Origin of the sequence: Streptomyces sp. NBC_00019 (genome assembly GCF_045041015.1) — a bacterium.
In the GTDB taxonomy this organism is placed as follows: Bacteria; Actinomycetota; Actinomycetes; order Streptomycetales; family Streptomycetaceae; genus Streptomyces.
The window spans coordinates 10,169,701-10,186,310 of record NZ_CP108302.1 but is presented as its reverse complement, the minus strand read 5'-3'; the positions used below and the strand labels follow the sequence as shown (position 1 = coordinate 10,186,310).

Here is a 16,610-nt window from a genome sequence, read left to right as displayed (position 1 = left end):
GAGCAGGGGGCGACGGCCGGCGGACGTGCGAACGCGTCGGTCGGCATGACGAGGTGGGGGGCTCAGTCCTTGACGGCGCCGGCGGTCACACCGGCGGCGACGTAGCGCTGGGCGAGGACGAGGATCACCGCGGCCGGCAGCGAGGCCACCACGGCGGTGGCCATGATGGCGTTCCACTCCTGGTTGTTGTTGCCGATGTAGTGGTAGATGCCGAGCGTGATGGGTTCCTGGGCACCGCCGTTGACGAGGGTGCTGGCGAAGACGAAGTCTGACCAGGACCACAGGAACGCGAACAGGGACACCGTGACGACGGCGTTGCGACTGAGCGGCAGGACGATTGCCCAGAAGGTCCGCAGCGGGCCGGCGCCGTCGGTCTTCGCGGCCTGGAGCAGCTCGCCGGGGATGCCGGACATGAACGCGGTGAAGATGAGGACGGCGAAGGGTACGGCCAGGGTGGAGTCGGCGACGATCAGGCCGGGGACGGACTGGAGCAGGCCGAGTTGGAGGTAGATGGCGTAGAAGCCCATCGCCATGATGATTCCGGGGATCATCTGGGCGGCCAGCAGGACGAAGCTGAGGATGCCGCCGCCGCGGGGGCGCAGCTTGGCCAGGGCGTAGCCGGCTGGCGCGGAGAGGGCCACGGTCAGGACGACGGTGCCCAGGCCGATGACGAGGCTGGTGCCGAGGTAGGGCAACTGCTCGTCGAGGACGGTGCGGTAGCCGGCCAGGGTGCCGTGGGTGGGGAACAGGTCCGGTGGGCTCTTGCGCATGTCTTGCTCGCGCGTGAGGGAGACGTTGATCATCCAGTAGACCGGGAAGAGCATGATCCCGGTCAGCAGCAGGCCGACGGCCGTTTTCCACCACGTTCGGTTCATGACAGGGCCTGCTTCCGCTGAACTCTGACGTAGACCAGGCCGAAGACCAGGGCGGCGACCACCAGCAGGTTGCCGACGGCGGCGCCGGGGCCGAAGGCGGGCAGGAGGTTGCCGAAGCCGAGCTGGTAGGACCAGGTGGCGAAGGTGGTGGAGGAGTCGGCCGGACCGCCCTTGGTCATGATCCAGATGATGTCGAAGACCTTGAGCGTGTAGACCAGCCCGAGGAGCAGGGTGATCGCGGACACCGGTCGCAGGAGCGGGAAGGTGATGCGCCAGAAGCGCTGCCAGGCGTTCGCGCCGTCGATGGCGGCGGCCTCGTACAGGCTCGTGGGGATGGACTGCAGGCCGCTGTAGAGCACCACAAGGTTGAAGGGGACGCCGATCCAGATGTTCGCGATGATCACCGAGGCCAGTGACCAGGACGGCGAGGTCAGCCAGTTCACCGGGTCGACACCGACTGCGTGCAGGACGGCGTTGACGATGCCCGAGTCGCTGTTGAGCATCCACGACCAGGTGGAGGCCGACACGATCAGCGGCAGCAGCCAGGGCACGAGGAAGAGGGCCCGCAGGGTGGCCGAGAGCCGGAAGTTCTGGTTGAAGAAGACCGCGAGCGCCAGGCCGATGGCGTACTGGAAGAAGAGGCACACGGCGGTGAACACGACCGTGTGGAGCAGGGCCGGGGCGAAGGTCGGGTCGTCCAGGACGGTGCGGTAGTTCGCCAGGCCCGTGAACGGCGCGTCACCCTGGACGAAGGAGCGGACGGTGTAGTTGCGCAGGCTCAGGTCGATGTTGCGGTACAGCGGATAGGCGTAGAACAGGGCGAGGTAGAGGGTCACCGGGGCGAGGAAGGCCCAGGCGGCCCACTGTGTGGAGGTTGGCCGGCGGCGTTTCGTGCTGCGGGCCGGAGGCGGGGCGGCGTCGGCCGCCCCGTTCCGGACGCGCTCGGACCGGTGGTCCGGCAGCTGTGTCGTGTGGTTCATGAACGACCCTTGCGGTCAGGCTACTTGGCGGCGGACTGAGCCGCGGACAGCGCATCCTTGGGCGACTTCGAGCCGCTGAGCGCGGACTGGACGGCCTTCCACATCTGCTCGGAAATCTTGGGGTACTTGGTGCCGAGGTCGTCGCTGGTGCGGCCCTTGGCCGCCTTGACGGCGTCGACCCAGGGCTTCAGCTCGGCGTTCGCGGCCACCTGCTTGTCCTGGACCTCGGCGGTGGGGGCCACGTAGGACAGCGTGTTGTCGGTGTCGTAGAGGTTGGCGGTGCTGGTCAGGCAGGTCACCAGCTTCTGCGAGGTGGCGTAACGGCCGGTGTCCTTCTGCGCCGGGACAGTGACGAACTCGCCGCCGGTCGGGGCCGCGGCGTTGCCGCCCGTGGCGGCGGGGATGGGCAGTACCCCGTAGTCGAAGCCGGCCTTCTCGGCGTTGGCGAGCTGCCAGGTGCCGTTCTCCGCGAAGGCGTAGTCGCCGCTGGCGAACTCCTGCCAACTGGTGGTCTGGGTGTTGTTGAGGACCGAGTTCGGGGCGTAACCGTCCTTCAGCCAGCCCTTCCACAGGGACAGCGCGGCCACGGCCTGCGAAGAATCGAGTTCGGTCAGCTTGGCGCCCGAGCCCCAGAACCAGGGCAGGAACTGGAAGCTGCCCTCCTCCGTGCCGATCGCCGAGAACGTGATGCCCTTCTTGCCCGCCGTCTTGACCTTCGCCAGCGCTGACGTCAGCGACGTCCAGTCCTTGATCGAGGCGACGTCGACGCCGGCGGCCTTCAGCACGTCCTTGTTGTAGTAGAGCGCCAGGGTGTTGGCGCCGATCGGCGTGCCGTAGGTCTTGCCGCCCGACTGGCCGGCCGCGAGCAGGTTGGGGTCGACCTTCGAAGTGTCCAGCTTGTTGTCGTCGGTAGTAGTGAGCACGCCCGCCTCGGCCAGGGTCGAGACCACCGGGTTGTCGACGATGAGGACGTCCGGGGAATTGCCCTGCTGCGCCGCCAGCAGTGTCTTGTTGCCCAGGTCGCTGGTGTCGAAGCCGGTCCGCTTGATCTTCACGCCCGCCTCGGTGCCGCACTTGTCCAGCAGCTTCGTCCAGGCGGACGTCTTGTCGAACTGCGGGTAGGGGTCCCAGACGGTGTACGTGCCACTGCCGGCGCCCTCGGTGTCGGCACTGCCCGAGCCGGAGGAGCAGGCGGTGGTGCTGACGGCGACGGCGAGGGCGGTCAGAGCGGCGGCGGTCAGACGGCGCTGTCTGGAGGAGCTGTTCATTGCAGGGCTTCCTTTGTTTTGGGCATGCGGGTGCCGAAGGCACGGCAAAGAGAGGCGGGACGGCCCGGCGAACCTCACTGTCGAGTGGTTCGGGCGTCCGATGAGATGTGGGAGATCTGTGTGAGGGCAGAGGTGTTACGTGGGTGCGGTCAGGACGCCGCAGCGGCTCCGGCAGGCCCGGTGCTGGCCCGGAGGGAGATCGGGGGCTTCAGAAGATGATGCCGGGGCGGCGCGTCGGGGTGGTCGAGCCGCTCGACGAGCAGGTCGACGGCGAGCCGGCCCATCTGTTCGGCCGGTACGTCCGCCGCAGTGAGCTGCGGGGTCACCGTCTCCGCCCAGCGGCCGGCCACTACCCCGGTGACGGAGAAATCGCGCGGCACATGACGGCCCGCCTGGGCGAGGCCCCGGTAGAGGCCGCCCAGCGCGGCCTCATTCAGGGTGACCAGGGCCGTGGTGGCGGGGTCGTCGTACAGGATCCGCTCGAGGCAGGCCTGGCCAGATGCGGCGTCGTCCCCGCAGCAGTACGTCCGTGCCGTCAGCCCGCGTTCGGCCGCGGCCTTCGTGAAGCCGTCCAGGCCGCGGTGCGCGGACTCGTAGCCGGCCCGCAGCAACTGCTCGGGACGGTTGACGAAGGCGACCCGGCGGTGGCCGAGGTCCGCCAGGTGATGCACGCACGCCGCCGCCAGAGCGGTGTGGTCCAGGCCCACCCACCAGCTGTTCTCCGGGTGGGCGGTGCGGCCGATGGCGACCGAGGGGAAGTCCAGCGCGGTCAGATGGTCGGCCCGGTCGTCCTCCAGCCTGATCTCCATCAGGATCGCGCCGTCGACCCGCCGTTCCCCCAGCAGACGCTGGAAGGAGCGGTCACTGTCCATGCCGCTCGGTGACAGCAGTACGTCGTAGTCGTAGGTGGCGGCGGCCTCGACCACGCTGCCGATGAAGTCCAGCTGCATGCCGGTGTAGTGGTTTCCGGCGGGCGGGAAGACCAGGCCGATCGTGTTGGTCCGGCCGTTGGCCAGGGCGCGGGCGCTCGCGTTCGGGCGGTAGCCGAGCTCGTCGATGACCCCCTGGATCTTCCGGCGGGTGTCGTCCGAGACCGGGCGCTTGCCGCTCAACGCGTAGGACACGGTGCTGCGCGAGACACCGGCCCGCCGGGCGATCTCACCGATGTTCACGGGCGACTCCTTGATCGAACCGGTTCGACTTCTCGGTGGAGAGCGTACTCACCGGCCGCCGGGATGCGAGGTGGAACTGGAGCGAGAGCCGATCGTCGAACCGGTTCGCGTGAAGTGAAGGTAGGAACAGACCGGACGCCTGTCAACACTCCTGACACGACGTCCTACTCTCGCCCGAGGTTCGGATTTCTTCCGGTTGGGGGATTGCTGGCCGAGATCCCCGGTGCTAGCTTCCCCGAACCGGTTCGATGAATTGATCCTTCCGAACTACCGGGCGGGTTCCGCACCCCGCCTGGGAACCAGAACCGCCAACCCTTCCCGGCCAGACGAGTCACTCCGTAGCCGCGAGGCCAGAATCGAACCGATTCGACGTATTGCCGATACTCAAGGATTGAGGACGCAATCCATGTCATCCGCTGACAGATCAGCCCGGCGCCGGGCGTCGGCCGCCGTGGCGCTGGCCCTCGGCGCGGGCCTGCTGGCCGCGCCCGCCATGCCCGCGCACGCGGCCGTGGCGCCGCAGCCCGTCGCCCGCTACACCTTCGACCAGGACGACCTCGCCTCCGGAAAGATCACCGACAGCTCCGGCAACGGACTGACGGCGAGCCTGGTGAACGGCTCGACGGCCCAGTCCGTGGCGGGCACGGACGGCGGCAAGGCGCTGGCCCTGCCCGGCGGGGCCCCCACCTCCGACGGCGCCTACGTCCGCCTGCCCCGCGAAGTGATCGGCGACGCAAGCGACTTGACGGTCTCCGCCCGGGTGAAGTGGAGCGGCGACAAGTCGTCCTGGCAGCGGATCTTCGACCTGGGCACCGACACCACCAAGTACCTCTTCAGCACGCCCTACAACGGCAACGGGCTGTTCCAGACCTCCGTGACCACCGGCGGAGGCGGCGCGGAGACCCAGGTCCGCGGCTATGCGCCCCTGCCCGCGGACGCATGGCGCACGGTCACCGTCACCCTCGACACCACCGCCGGCCGGCTCACCACCTATCTCGACGGGGTGGCGGTCTCCTCCGCCGCGACCGCCATCAAGGCCAAGGACCTGCTGGACGGTTCGGCCACGGCCGCCGGCTACATAGGCAAGTCCTTCTGGCCGGACCCGCTGCTCAAGGGCGCCGTCGACGACTTCACCGTGTGGCACTCGGCCCTCAGCCCCGAGCAGGTGGCCGGTACGGTCCGGGACCTGCCAACCGTCCAGGAGCTCTCGAAGACGTCCTTCGACGTCCGTACGACGACCGGAACCGCCCCGTCCCTCCCGGCGACCGTCCGCTCCTCCTTCTCCGACGGCTACGACCGCGACACTCCGATCGCCTGGGACGCCGTACCGTCCGAGAAGTACGACCGGCCCGGGACGTTCGCGGTGGCGGGAACAGCGGCCGGGCAGGCGGTGAAGGCGACCGTCACGGTGGTCCGCGAGGGGCAGCTCACCGTCGACCTCGGCTCGGACACCGGCGCGTTCCACGGCGGCGCCTCCGGCACCCTGTACGGCGTGTACGGGCCGGACGTTCCCACCAACAACCTCATCGAGGGCATGGGCCTGCGCACGGTCTCCACCAAGGCGCAGGACGGCCCGCAGCACCCCGGCGCCGACGCCCTGGACGTGGTCAAGCCGCTCGCCGACTCCACCGACGGCGACGTCTACATCTACATGACCGACATCCACCGCGGCTTCCCGTACGAGTGGCCGGGCGACACCCCTGCGGAGAAGCTCAAGCTCTATGAGGAGAAGATCGCCAAGCAGGTCGACCAGGTGCTCCAGCTGCCGAAGCAGTACCAGGACAACATCGTCTTCGTGCCGTTCAACGAGCCCGAGGGCAACATGTTCGGCACCGGCCAGTGGAGCTACAACAAGGTCAGCTGGCTGAGCGACCCCGACGACTACTTCGCCGCCTGGGACTCCGCGTACAAGCTCATCAAGACCAAGATGCCGGACGCCCGTATCGCCGGTCCCAACACCAGCGTCCTCTACGACCAGGTGAAGGGCTTCCTCACCCACACCCTGGCCGCGGACACCCTCCCGGACGTCATCACGTGGCACGAGCTGAGCCACCCGGAGGCGGTGCGTGCGAGCGTCGCCAAGTACCGGGTCTGGGAGAAGGAGTTGTTCCAGGGCACCTCGCGTGAGGGCACCCAACTCCCCATCAACATCAACGAGTACGCCTTCAACTACCACACCTCCGTCCCCAGCCAGATGATCCAGTGGGTCTCCGCGATCGAGGAGTCCAAGGTGGACGCCGACATCGCGTACTGGAACATCGACGGCAACCTCTCCGACTCCGCGGTGCAGTCCAACCGCGGCAACGGCCAGTGGTGGCTGCTGAATTCGTATGCCTCGATGAGCGGGCACACGGTGGCGGTGAACCCGCCGTTCCCCGGCGAGAACTACACCATGCAGGGCGTGGCCACCCTCGACCAGAAGAAGAAGCAGGCCCGGCTGCTCTTCGGCGGCTCCACCGGCAAGGGTCACATCACCTTCTCGGGCGTCCCGAAGAAGCTCTTCGGTGACCGTGTGCACGCCTGGGTGCGGGAGATCGAGTGGAGCGGGCAGGTCGGCGACTCCTCCGGCCCGAAGCTGCTCACGGAGACCAACCTCAAGGTCGCCGACGACGGCACGGTCACCGTCGACTTCGGTGACGGCGCGCTGCCGAAGCTGAAGGAGTCCTCGGCGTACGAGATCGTCCTCAGCCCGGCCGGGAAGGCAGCGAACACCCAGTCCCCGCCGGCGCGTTGGCAGGGTTCGTACGAGGCGGAGGACGCGGCCCACGCCGGGTCCGGCTACTCGAAGAACGGCCCGGAGGGCTCCACCTCCGACGTGTCGAAGTTCTACACCTCCGGCGGCTACGACGTGGGCGGACTGCGCACCGGCTCGGACGTCACGCTCGACTTCACGGTGGATGTGCCCGAGGACGGCACCTACGACCTGAGCGTCTTCGCCAACTCCCTCAACACCTTCGACAAGGTGAAGGAACAGGGGCCCACCAATGTCTTCCTGCGCGTGGACGGCCAGGCCGGCAGCGAACAGCAGCTGTATCTGCCGCTCGGCTACAAGTGGGTGGTGTGGGACCACACCGACACCAAGGTGAAGCTCACCAAGGGCAAGCACACCCTGACGCTGGCGGCGAAGAGCCTGGACGGCAAGCGGGCGACGAAGGGTGACGCCATCGTCGACCGCCTCACCCTCGCCCTTCCCGGGGCTTCGGCCGGCATCCAGGTCTACGAGGGCGAACTGGCCTGGCTGAACGGCGGGGCACAGCCCGTCTACAGCCTGCCGAAGCGGGCGGCCACCGGTTCGGGCGCGGCCCGGCTCGCCAAGGGCCAGACCGCCACGTTCTGGGTGTACTCCCCCGCCGACCGTGAAGCCACCCTCGAGGTCGACACCCTCGGCGGCACCGGCGCACGGCTGTCCGTCAACGGACATGACGTCCTGCGCCTGGCCAAGGGCAGGAGCAGCGTCGCGGTCTCCCTCTCCGGCGGTGTCAACAAGGTGACGCTGACGGGCGGTTCGTCGGCCACCCTCGTCGACCGCCTGACGGTCACACCGACCGAGAGCGCGCTGAAAGCCCGTACGTACGAGGCCCAGGACGCGGTACTCGCGGGCTCGGCCGCACTCACCCCGCTGCCCCTGGCCACCGACGGCACGGCGATCACCGGCATCGGCGGCGACCCGGGCAACGGCAACACCGCGACATTCACCGTCACCGCGGACCGGGCCGGTCTCTACGCGCTGCGCGTCCGCTACTCCAACCCGGAGCAGTCCGAGGCCACCCACTACAACCCGGACCCGCTGGCCCGCCATGCCGACATCACCGTCAACGGCGGCGAGACGCGGCGCGTCGGCTTCCCGCACAGCTTCCACCAGGACAACTTCTGGGAGCTGACCGTCCCCGTCACCCTGAAGAAGGGACAGAACACGATCGCCTTCCGCTCCGAGGAGCTGCCCAACTTCGACGGCACGACCTACGCCTCGGAGACCTTCCCCGGGGTCCTGCTCCGATCCCGGTACGCGCCGCTCATCGACCGGATCACCGTGGCGCCGTACTCACGGGAGATGCGCTGAGGTGATCGCCACCGGCGGCGATGTGACGTGCACGAAGACGGGACAGGGCGCCTGCGCTCCCTGCTCCGCCGACGAGCAAGCCACATCGCCGCCCGGTGCCGTGAACAAGCACCCCGTCCAACTGGCTTGACACCTCGACTCCTCCTCACGGGAGTCGTCGGCTGGGTAGGCGATACCGCCTGATGTCTGGCCGGTCAGGCATCCGCGACCACAGCAGGGTGGCTCAGGACACAACTGCAGTCGGTGGGATCACCCACGCCGATCTCCACCAGGCTGAGGCCATCGACCAGATCCACGACTTCCTGGTCACCGCACCCGCCGGCGCCCAGACGGATGGAGCGGCCTGCTCTCGAAAGAACCGTCGGTGGCGTGGCCCGCTGGTCAGGTATGGCGTCGTGGGTTCCGTGGCAGCCAGAGGCCGCTCGGCGGGTAGAGGTACTGCGGGAGGAGGCGGACCGGATCCTTGCCCGGTTGCGGGACCCGAAACGGGACTGTGAGCGGTTCGTGATCTCACGGGAGACGGTGGTCGAGGTCCTCGCTGGTTCCGGCCCTGACGACGTTGCGGCCGGGACTGATGGCCCAGCGATGGTGAGCCCTTGTACCTCGCCCTCATCGACTGAGCGTGCGCCACCGCTTCCCACGGCCGACTCCGCAAGGCCCCAAACGGTCTTCGGTTGCAGCCTGACGTGGCCACGGCCTCGGTCGCTGGCCCCAGCGCGGCCCGTCAGGAGACGGGGAGCTGCCCTAGGACCCGCCCGCGGTCAGCCTGTACCGCCACCAGGCTCCAGCTCGCCGACGTGAGAGCAGTAGGGCCCCGTCCAGGTGTCAGGAGTGGCGATGACTTGCACCTGGATATCAGTCCCGAACCGCCAGGCGGCCTCGTACAGGTGCCGCAGGACATCGAGGGGCCCGAATGTCCAGGCCACCGATATGTGCCCACCACGTTCGAGACTGCGGGTCGAACTGAGCGATGGAGCACAGCAGTTGCCGCTGCCGCCACGCCAGATCGATCCAGGACAGGTGATGTCGCGGATCCGGGCGCGGCGGTCGTGCCGGCGGTGATGTCGAAAGCGGCCCGGCAGGTGATGACCAGCCCGGCGGAAGTGGCCGCGCACTGCCGTTGCCTGGGCGTTGGACTCCGCCTCGGCGTGCGGTATGGCCCCAAAACCAAGGAAGTTGGGACACCCTCGGCGTGTGAGGTTGTCATGCTGCCCCGGAATCACCGCCGATTCTCGATAGCAATTGCGGCTTCTGGCAAAGTTCTGTCCGGAGGACACCCTGAACCCAAGTGCTTCCGAGATGTGGCAGGGCCATGAGACGGATTCCGATCACTGTGGAGGACCGTGGTATCGCAGAACCGATCCGAGGGCGAAGCACCACTCGACCTGGGGACCTCACTGATCGACAAACACCGCTTCCATGACGCGATCGAACCGCTGCTGCGTGCCGCCGCGATGAGCGGTCCGGCGGCTCAGCGCCGAGCGACGGCGATGGCCCTGCTGCGACTCGGATTCGGACTCGGCGAACGGCAGGACTTCGCTGACGCGCTGCGTGTCCACATTCGGGCGGCGGCGATCTTCGCCGAACTCGGGGATGTCGAACAGGAACTGCAGTGCCGCATCCTCACGGGCATCTGCGAGTGGCAGCTCAAAGCGTACGAGAGCGCGATCCAGATCTTCGAATCCAACGCGGAGAACGCGCTCCGTACAGGCAAGACCGCGTTCCGGGCCCTGGCGATGCTGAGCATCTCCTGCATCCTGGTCGACCATCTGCGCCAGTTCCAGCGGGCGGTCCCGTACGCGACCGAAGCCGCGAGGCTCTTCCGGTCGACGGGCGACTACGAGCAGGCGGCCCATGCTCTCCGGCACCTCAACGAGGCGCGGCACGAAGGGAATGCCTGATGGACCGATTCGCCCTCTACTACCCGCACATCCACGTCCGCGACGACGACTGGCTCAAATACGCCGCCCTGTACTGGCCAAAGATGGCCCGGATCCGGCCGCCGGGCTATCCGCTCCAGGACTCGCCCGCCGCGCAGGAACTCCACGCCGCGCGCTGGCTGCTCGACTTCGAACCGCCCGCATGGGCCGCCGCCGAAGTCGCCGTGCCGTTCCTGGAGTTGCTCCACGAACACGGCGCCGCCCTCCGGGACCGCTTCGGTCTCGATCGGATCGAGACCTGGGGCCTGCCGGTCGCTGACGCCTGCTTCGGCAACGCGGGCGGGTTCTCGGCGGGCTGGGAGGAGCCCACCGAGGACAGCCCGACCTGGCTCAACCCGCGATTCGGGTACGTCCACGTCAGCCGCATCAGCGGGGACCTCCTCGACTCGGCCGTCGAGCAGGGGCTCGCGGTCGTCGGTCCGGGGCGAGGCGGGATCTGGGTGGCGATGCACCCCCAGCTGGCCAGCGTCTACATGCTCGCGCTGGCCGAGCAGATAGCCACCGAGAACTGCCTGCACCCGATCACCGACCAGACGCTGCCGCACGCCGCCATGTCGGACTGGACCTTCGAGCGGCTCGCGGCGGCGCTCCTCGATGACCCCCCAGCAGAGGCTTCCGCGGCGCGGCCGGCGCCCGAGGAGGCGTTCGCGTTCCTGGCGTTCGCGACCGTGATCCCGGCAGACCTGCGGAACGTCCCGATCGAGAAGATCCTCGGCATCCGCGCCGAGTTCGGGACCGAACTGGACGGGTTCCGGGAATTCGTGGCCGACCAGGTCCAGCAGCTCGGCGCCATCGAGGACGTGCGGGACGCGGGGCTCTATCAGGAGTACCTGCACACCGAAGTCGACCGAGAGGTCCGCACGCGGCTCAACGATCTGGACGACCGCATGCGCGGCGCCGGCCTCAAGACCGCTCGAGCCGTGGCCAACGTCAGGTCCGTGGCCCTCCCGCCGCTGGCCGCGGTCGCGGCGAACGCGGTCGGCGTCAACCCTGCGCTGACCGTCCCCGCCGTGGTCGCCGGCTGCGTCGTCGGCGCGCCCCTCCAGTGGCGGCGCAAGCGCCGCGAGATCGCCCAGGAGTCGCCCGTCGGCTACCTGTTCCAGCTCAAGCGGGCCCTCGGCCCCGACACGCTGATCGACAAGCTGCGAAGGGTATGGCCGCGATGACCGGCGACGGCGCCTCATTCCCGGAGGCCTTTCACGAAGCGTTCCCAGGGCTCGACGCCGACTCCAGCCACGTACTCATCCCCGAGCCCGCTGCTGATCCGGCGGTCATCGCCCTTGCGGACCGGCAGACCTTGCGCCTGGTCGAGTGTCTCATTGCCGAAGCTCCGTCCGACTGCCGCCGAATCACCGCGGTGTTCGCTCTGACACTCGCATCAGAGGCCTCACGCGTCCTCCACTCGACCGACCGAGCCTCCACCGACGCCGCGCCGAGCCCCGGTGCGCTCCGGCTGGCCCGCGAGCTGCGCCGGACCACCGCCCGGCTGCCACGCGGGCCCTGGTGGCGCATGACGCTCGACCTGCGCGTTGATGGCAGCATCGAAGTGGACTTCGACTACGGTGACGAGCCGTTCCCCGACGAGCATCTGTTCGCACCCGAGGACTACCGGACCGACCTCGAAGCCTTCGACTGGTCGGCGGAGAAGCTCCCGACCTGGTTGTCCGCCTTTGTCAGCCACGGCGGCAGACAAGAGCGCAGCCCGCGGAAGGCCGCCGTGCCGGCCGACACGCACGGCGCACGATCCGCACAAGGTGTCTCGCCCAACGAACTGCCCGGCCTCACCGAGACCTGGGCGCGCTGGGCCGTCCTGTCGGCTGCGTTCGTCGCGGCCGGTTCCGATCGAGGGCCGCGGATGCAACCTTCCCACGCGCGGTTCGAGGGCTCAAAACGCGGCGGTTCGACGCTGTTCCTGCTCACGGGCGACCGCGCCGTCCTCTCCGGCGGCGTCTGGGACTCCCCCCACCTGGCCGATGCCTATCGCGGCGACGCGCCGCACCCCGAGCTGTTCGCGGGAGCGCCGATATGGGTCGCCGATCCGCTGCTCGACGAACGGGGCAAGGCTGGTCTGATGTCCTTCTGCTACTGGTGGGAGAGCGGGCGCTGGCTGCGGGGCGAATCGCCGAAAGCGGAGGAGATCGCGACGGCGATTCCGGGTGTCTGGACCCCCGAGACGGTCGTCGGCATCGTGTCGAGCCTGACCCGGGGCGCTGCGCGAGACACCGAGACGGCCGTGCGGCGCCTGCTCACAGCCGCCGAAGGGGGATTCGCCGAGCGCGGCATGCTGGCGGAGGTCTTCGGGAACGGCGAGGGCGCCGACCTCGACGGCGCCTACCACCAGCTGGTGATGGCGGGCGTCGCGAACCGCACCGACCTGCCGCAGTTGCCCCGCCACCAGGCGATCGCGATCGTTCGACGCTACATGCTCGCCCACGACCTGGACCACCCCGACTACCGGGTCGCGGACCTCGTGGCCGACCGGGTGGACTGCGGATGGATGGTCTACGCACCGGTCACCGCCGGCGAGATGCGGCTCGCCCGCGGGCTCTTCTTCGTCGCCGACGACGAGGTCCTGGAGACCACGGACACCCAGAACTCGTACCCGGACCAGTACGCGAAGGAAGTCGCGCGCCGGTACCGCGAGCGCTGGGGGCTGTGAGCAGGTCAGGCCCGTGGTTCCGCCAGTTCCCAGTCGAGCGTCCACATGCGTACGCGCCCGTCGCTTCCTGCCGAGACCGCGTATTCGCCGTCGGCCGTCAAAGCGAGCTGGCCCAGTTGCCCGGGCTGGGCCTCCACCGTCCGCAAACAGGTGCCGGTCGCCAGGTCCCACAACCGCATCTCCTCGCCGTCGTGGCTCGAGAGCAGGAAGCGGCCGTCCGGGGTGAAACGCATCCTCCGCGCGTTACCGCGCTGGCCTTCGAACACTGCGGTGCAGGCGCCGGTGACGGTGTCCCACACGCGGATCGACAGATCGTCGTAGCCGCCCGCGGAAGCCACCAGGCTCCCGTCGGCGCTCATCGTCACGGCCATGACCCAATGCGTGTGACCGCGCAGCACGGCATCGCAGCGGCCGGTCCCGAGGTCCCACAGACGGACCGTCGCGTCGCTCGCGCCCGTGGCGGCGATCCGGTCGCCCGGGCCGAGCCACACCGCCCGAGGCATTCCCGTGTGGCCCTCGAGCTTTCGCAGGAGGGTACCCGTCTCCAGGTCCCAGAGCCGGAACCGCTGGTCGTTGCCGTCGCCGCCGATGAGCGCGCAGCGCCCGTCGGCGGTGAACCGGGCCGCGTCGGGACTCATGCCCACGGGAATCATCCACCTGAGCGACTCGGCCACGGCGTCCGTGCCGATGAGCCGGTCGTCGGACATCGAGTACCGTTCCGCGCCACTGCCGGTCGACCAGGCCTTGGCCAATCCGCTGCGGCCCCAGGCCATGACGGTGCCGCCATCGGCACTGAGCTGCACCTTGTCGATGCCGGCGAAGGGGCCGGAGCGTTCGCTGCGTTCGTAGGTGATGGTCCTCATGAGCGCTCCGGTGCCCGGGTCCCAGAGCCGGATCTCACCGCCGCCGCTTGTGGCCATCACATCCCCGCCCGCACTGATGTCGAGCGAATCGACGCCCGATCGGTGCGCCGCGAAACTGCGGGCGGGCCAAATCGCACGAATGCCGGTGTGGACCAGTGACCGGCTGAGGGCATGCCAGGCGGCCATCACATCGGGAGCGCGCTCGTGCCCGGGAACCTCGCGGGCCTCCCGGAGCGCCTCGAGCGCAGCGGCGCGGTCGCCTGCCGCCTCCTGGGCCGCCGCGGTCCCGAGCAGTGTCTTGACCTTCTCCTCCAACAGGTTCAGTACGCCGTGCTTGCGGGGCCGGCACACCTGGAACGGAACTGCCGGGGAGCCGGGCATCCGCCACAGCCGCACGGTGTTGTCGAGCGACGCGGACAGCGCGAACCGATCGCCTGCTCCCCAGCGGACGTGGCCCACCTCGCCTTGGTGGCCCCGGAACGTCCGCAGGCACTTGCCGGTCCCCAAGTCCCACAGCCGGACCGCGCCGTCGCGGGCGCCGACCAGGAGTTTCGCGGCGTCGGCGCTGAGCGCGAGCGACTTGGCGGAGCCCGGCAATGTCCGAACGTGCATCCCTGTCCGCAGATCCCAGATACCGATGCCATCGCGGTTGTCGGTGATCGCCGCGACGCCGTTACCGGTGTCGAAGCACAGAACCTGCTGGTTCACGCCTTCCCCGGCCAGCATCTGCGCGCATTCCCCCGTGCGGAGGTCCCACAGGCGGGCAATGCAGTCCTTGTACCCGGCCACAAGGACCCAGCGGCCGTCGGGGCTGAGCTCGGCTTTCGGAAACTGCGCCAGCGGGCCGTGCAGCCGCCAACGGATCTGGCGCCGGCGCAGATCCCACACGACGACGTCGACGCCGTGCACACCGTCCTTCCAGACTGGTTCCGTGGCGACGGCGATGCCCTCCGACGGGCTGACCGCCGCCCAGTCGAAGGACCTCGCCGCCCTGATGGTCCGCAGGCACCTGCCGTCGGACAGGTCCCAGATGCGCATGACCGCGCTGTACTCGACCGAGGCGCAGTATCTGCCGTCGGGAGTGATCCGGACCGACCGGAGATTGGCCTTGTGGCCGCGAAGCGTGCGCAGACACTGGCCCGTGAGCAGGTCCCACACGCGGACGTGTTCGTCGTCCCCGCCGGTCACGGCGGTCCTCCCGTCCGCGGACACGTCGATGTGGAGCATCGGGTCGGGTTCTCCGTCGGCGGTCGGGTTCCAGCGGATCTCGTTGATCCCGATGCAGTCCGCGGACGGCACGGTTCCGGAGCCGAGTGTGTCCAGCGCCTCGCCCACGTCCCGCAGCCCGGGCTGCTCGCTGTCGACTCGCTCGAGAAGCGGGCGGGCCGTGGCGAGGTCGCCCCGTTCGAGGTGGACCAGGCCGAGCGCGTGCCGCGCCGGCCAGGCGTCGTCGGTGTCGGTGCGGACGGCGTCGAGGTCGGTGACCAGTTCTTCGTCGGTGATCTCGCCGCCGCGCCAACGCCACAGCCCCGAGTTCAGGGTCGCGTCGGCGTGCTGCGGGTCGGCTGTCAGCGCCGCGGCGAACTCCGCGGCGGCCTCCTCCTGGCGGTCGAGGTCGAGCAGGGACAGCGCCCGGTTGTTGAGCTCGTCGGCACGCAGGTCGGCGGCCTTCGGCTCCAGGCGCCGGTACCGCTCCCCAGTGACCCGCAGGTAGATATCTGTCAGCTCCTCGGCGACTGCCGCCATCGGCCCCGGCCGCTCCCCGGGCTCCGGGGCGAGGCAGCGCTCCAGCAGATCGGCCAGATCCGGCGGCAGCGGCGGCAGGCCCGGCCCGTATGACTCGATCCCGTGGCGCTCTCGGATCGTGTCGTTCGCGAGCGGCCCCGGGCCCCAGCGCGGCCCACCGGTGAACATCTCAAGCACCGTGACACCGAGGCTGAAGACGTCCGTTTGGCTCCCGACATCCCCGTTCGAAAACTGCTCTGGCGAGGCGTACTCCGGTGTCCGCCCGCCCGCCGAGACCGGGACGCTGACGCCGTGTGGAAGGTCCCCGCCGTCCTCGGCAACGATCGGCCGGATGCGAGCCAGACCGAAGTCGGTGACCTTGGCGACGATGTCGCCGTCTTGTATGTCGAGCAGGACGTTGGCGGGTTTGACGTCCCGATGCACCAAGCCCGCAGCGTGCGCATGGCCCACACCCCAGGCCATCTGGATCGCCAGGTCCACAATGCGCGCCACGGCCACTTCCGGGCCGCCCTCGTACAGACGGCGGTCGGCAATCCAGTCGTGCAGGCTGCCGCCGCCGACGTACTCGGCGAAGACGTAAGGGACGTCTTCATCGACCACGCGCACGTAGTGGCACCCGCAGATGTTCGGGTGCAGCCCGAGCGCGACCCACCGCTCGGCCTCGGTGATGAACCGCTCGCGCTGCTCATCGGTCGCGAACACCTCCGGCTTCGGCGACTTGACCGCCAGGTCGATTCCCCACTGCCGGTGCAGAACCCGCAGCACCCGCCCCATCCCACCCTCACCCGCGACCCCCTTGACCTCGTAGCGATCGTCGAGAACCTCCTCAATTGCCCTGTCGCCCATGTACAACACGCCTTTCGCCGAATCGACTGCAACTTCCTGCTCATTAGAGACCGGGCTATTCGGGTCTGTACGGCCAACGGCGGATCTCCGAGCAGGAAGTGACACCTGATGACAGATGTGATCGTCTCGGCCGAGACCGTGGAAGAAGCACAGCCGGCCGGGCTGCGTCCGGCGCGGTGCCGGATGACCAGGCGACTTGAT

Annotated in this window: 9 protein-coding genes; 4 read left to right on the top strand and 5 right to left on the bottom strand. The window is 69.0% G+C overall.

Annotation, left to right across the window (positions count from 1 at the left end):
• Positions 1 to 62: 62 nt before the first annotated feature.
• The 4 genes from OHU89_RS47210 to OHU89_RS47195 form a co-directional block, all read right to left on the bottom strand.
• Entirely contained in the window at positions 63 to 875 is an 813-nt protein-coding gene (locus OHU89_RS47210) for a carbohydrate ABC transporter permease (protein ID WP_405652361.1), read from the bottom strand.
• The gene (locus tag OHU89_RS47205) at positions 872 to 1,855 is read right to left on the bottom strand and encodes a carbohydrate ABC transporter permease (protein WP_405652359.1); all 984 of its coding nucleotides are present in this window, start codon (positions 1,853 to 1,855) and stop codon (positions 872 to 874) included. The genes OHU89_RS47210 and OHU89_RS47205 overlap by 4 nt, the downstream gene beginning before the upstream one ends.
• Positions 1,856 to 1,875: 20 nt before the next feature.
• Positions 1,876 to 3,123 (bottom strand): extracellular solute-binding protein, encoded by a 1,248-nt coding sequence (locus tag OHU89_RS47200; RefSeq protein WP_405652357.1) that lies wholly within the window; start codon positions 3,121 to 3,123, stop codon positions 1,876 to 1,878.
• Positions 3,124 to 3,272: 149 nt separating this feature from the next.
• Positions 3,273 to 4,295, bottom strand: a complete 1,023-nt coding sequence (locus tag OHU89_RS47195; RefSeq protein WP_405652355.1) for a LacI family DNA-binding transcriptional regulator — start codon at positions 4,293 to 4,295, stop codon at positions 3,273 to 3,275.
• A 406-nt stretch (positions 4,296 to 4,701) separates the two neighbouring features.
• Between OHU89_RS47195 and OHU89_RS47190 the strand changes: the two genes are divergently transcribed.
• The 4 genes from OHU89_RS47190 to OHU89_RS47175 all read left to right on the top strand — a co-directional run bounded on the left by OHU89_RS47190 (position 4,702) and on the right by OHU89_RS47175 (position 12,954).
• Positions 4,702 to 8,355: a LamG-like jellyroll fold domain-containing protein gene (locus tag OHU89_RS47190; RefSeq protein WP_405652353.1), complete on the top strand. Its 3,654-nt coding sequence runs from the start codon at positions 4,702 to 4,704 to the stop codon at positions 8,353 to 8,355.
• A 1,343-nt stretch (positions 8,356 to 9,698) separates the two neighbouring features.
• Positions 9,699 to 10,256 carry a tetratricopeptide repeat protein gene (locus OHU89_RS47185; RefSeq protein ID WP_405652351.1) on the top strand — a complete coding sequence of 186 codons (558 nt, stop codon included), beginning with the start codon at positions 9,699 to 9,701 and terminating at the stop codon, positions 10,254 to 10,256.
• The gene (locus OHU89_RS47180; RefSeq protein ID WP_405652349.1) at positions 10,256 to 11,461 is read left to right on the top strand and encodes a DUF6236 family protein; all 1,206 of its coding nucleotides are present in this window, start codon (positions 10,256 to 10,258) and stop codon (positions 11,459 to 11,461) included. Before OHU89_RS47185 ends, OHU89_RS47180 begins: the two co-directional genes overlap by 1 nt.
• Positions 11,449 to 12,954 (top strand): hypothetical protein, encoded by a 1,506-nt coding sequence (locus OHU89_RS47175; RefSeq protein ID WP_405652347.1) that lies wholly within the window; start codon positions 11,449 to 11,451, stop codon positions 12,952 to 12,954. Before OHU89_RS47180 ends, OHU89_RS47175 begins: the two co-directional genes overlap by 13 nt.
• Positions 12,955 to 12,959: 5 nt before the next feature.
• Here OHU89_RS47175 and OHU89_RS47170 read toward each other — a convergent pair whose 3' ends face one another.
• A complete protein-coding gene (locus OHU89_RS47170; protein WP_405652345.1) occupies positions 12,960 to 16,409 on the bottom strand; it encodes a protein kinase domain-containing protein in 3,450 nt (1,149 codons plus the stop codon).
• Between the last annotated feature and the right edge of the window lie 201 nt (positions 16,410 to 16,610).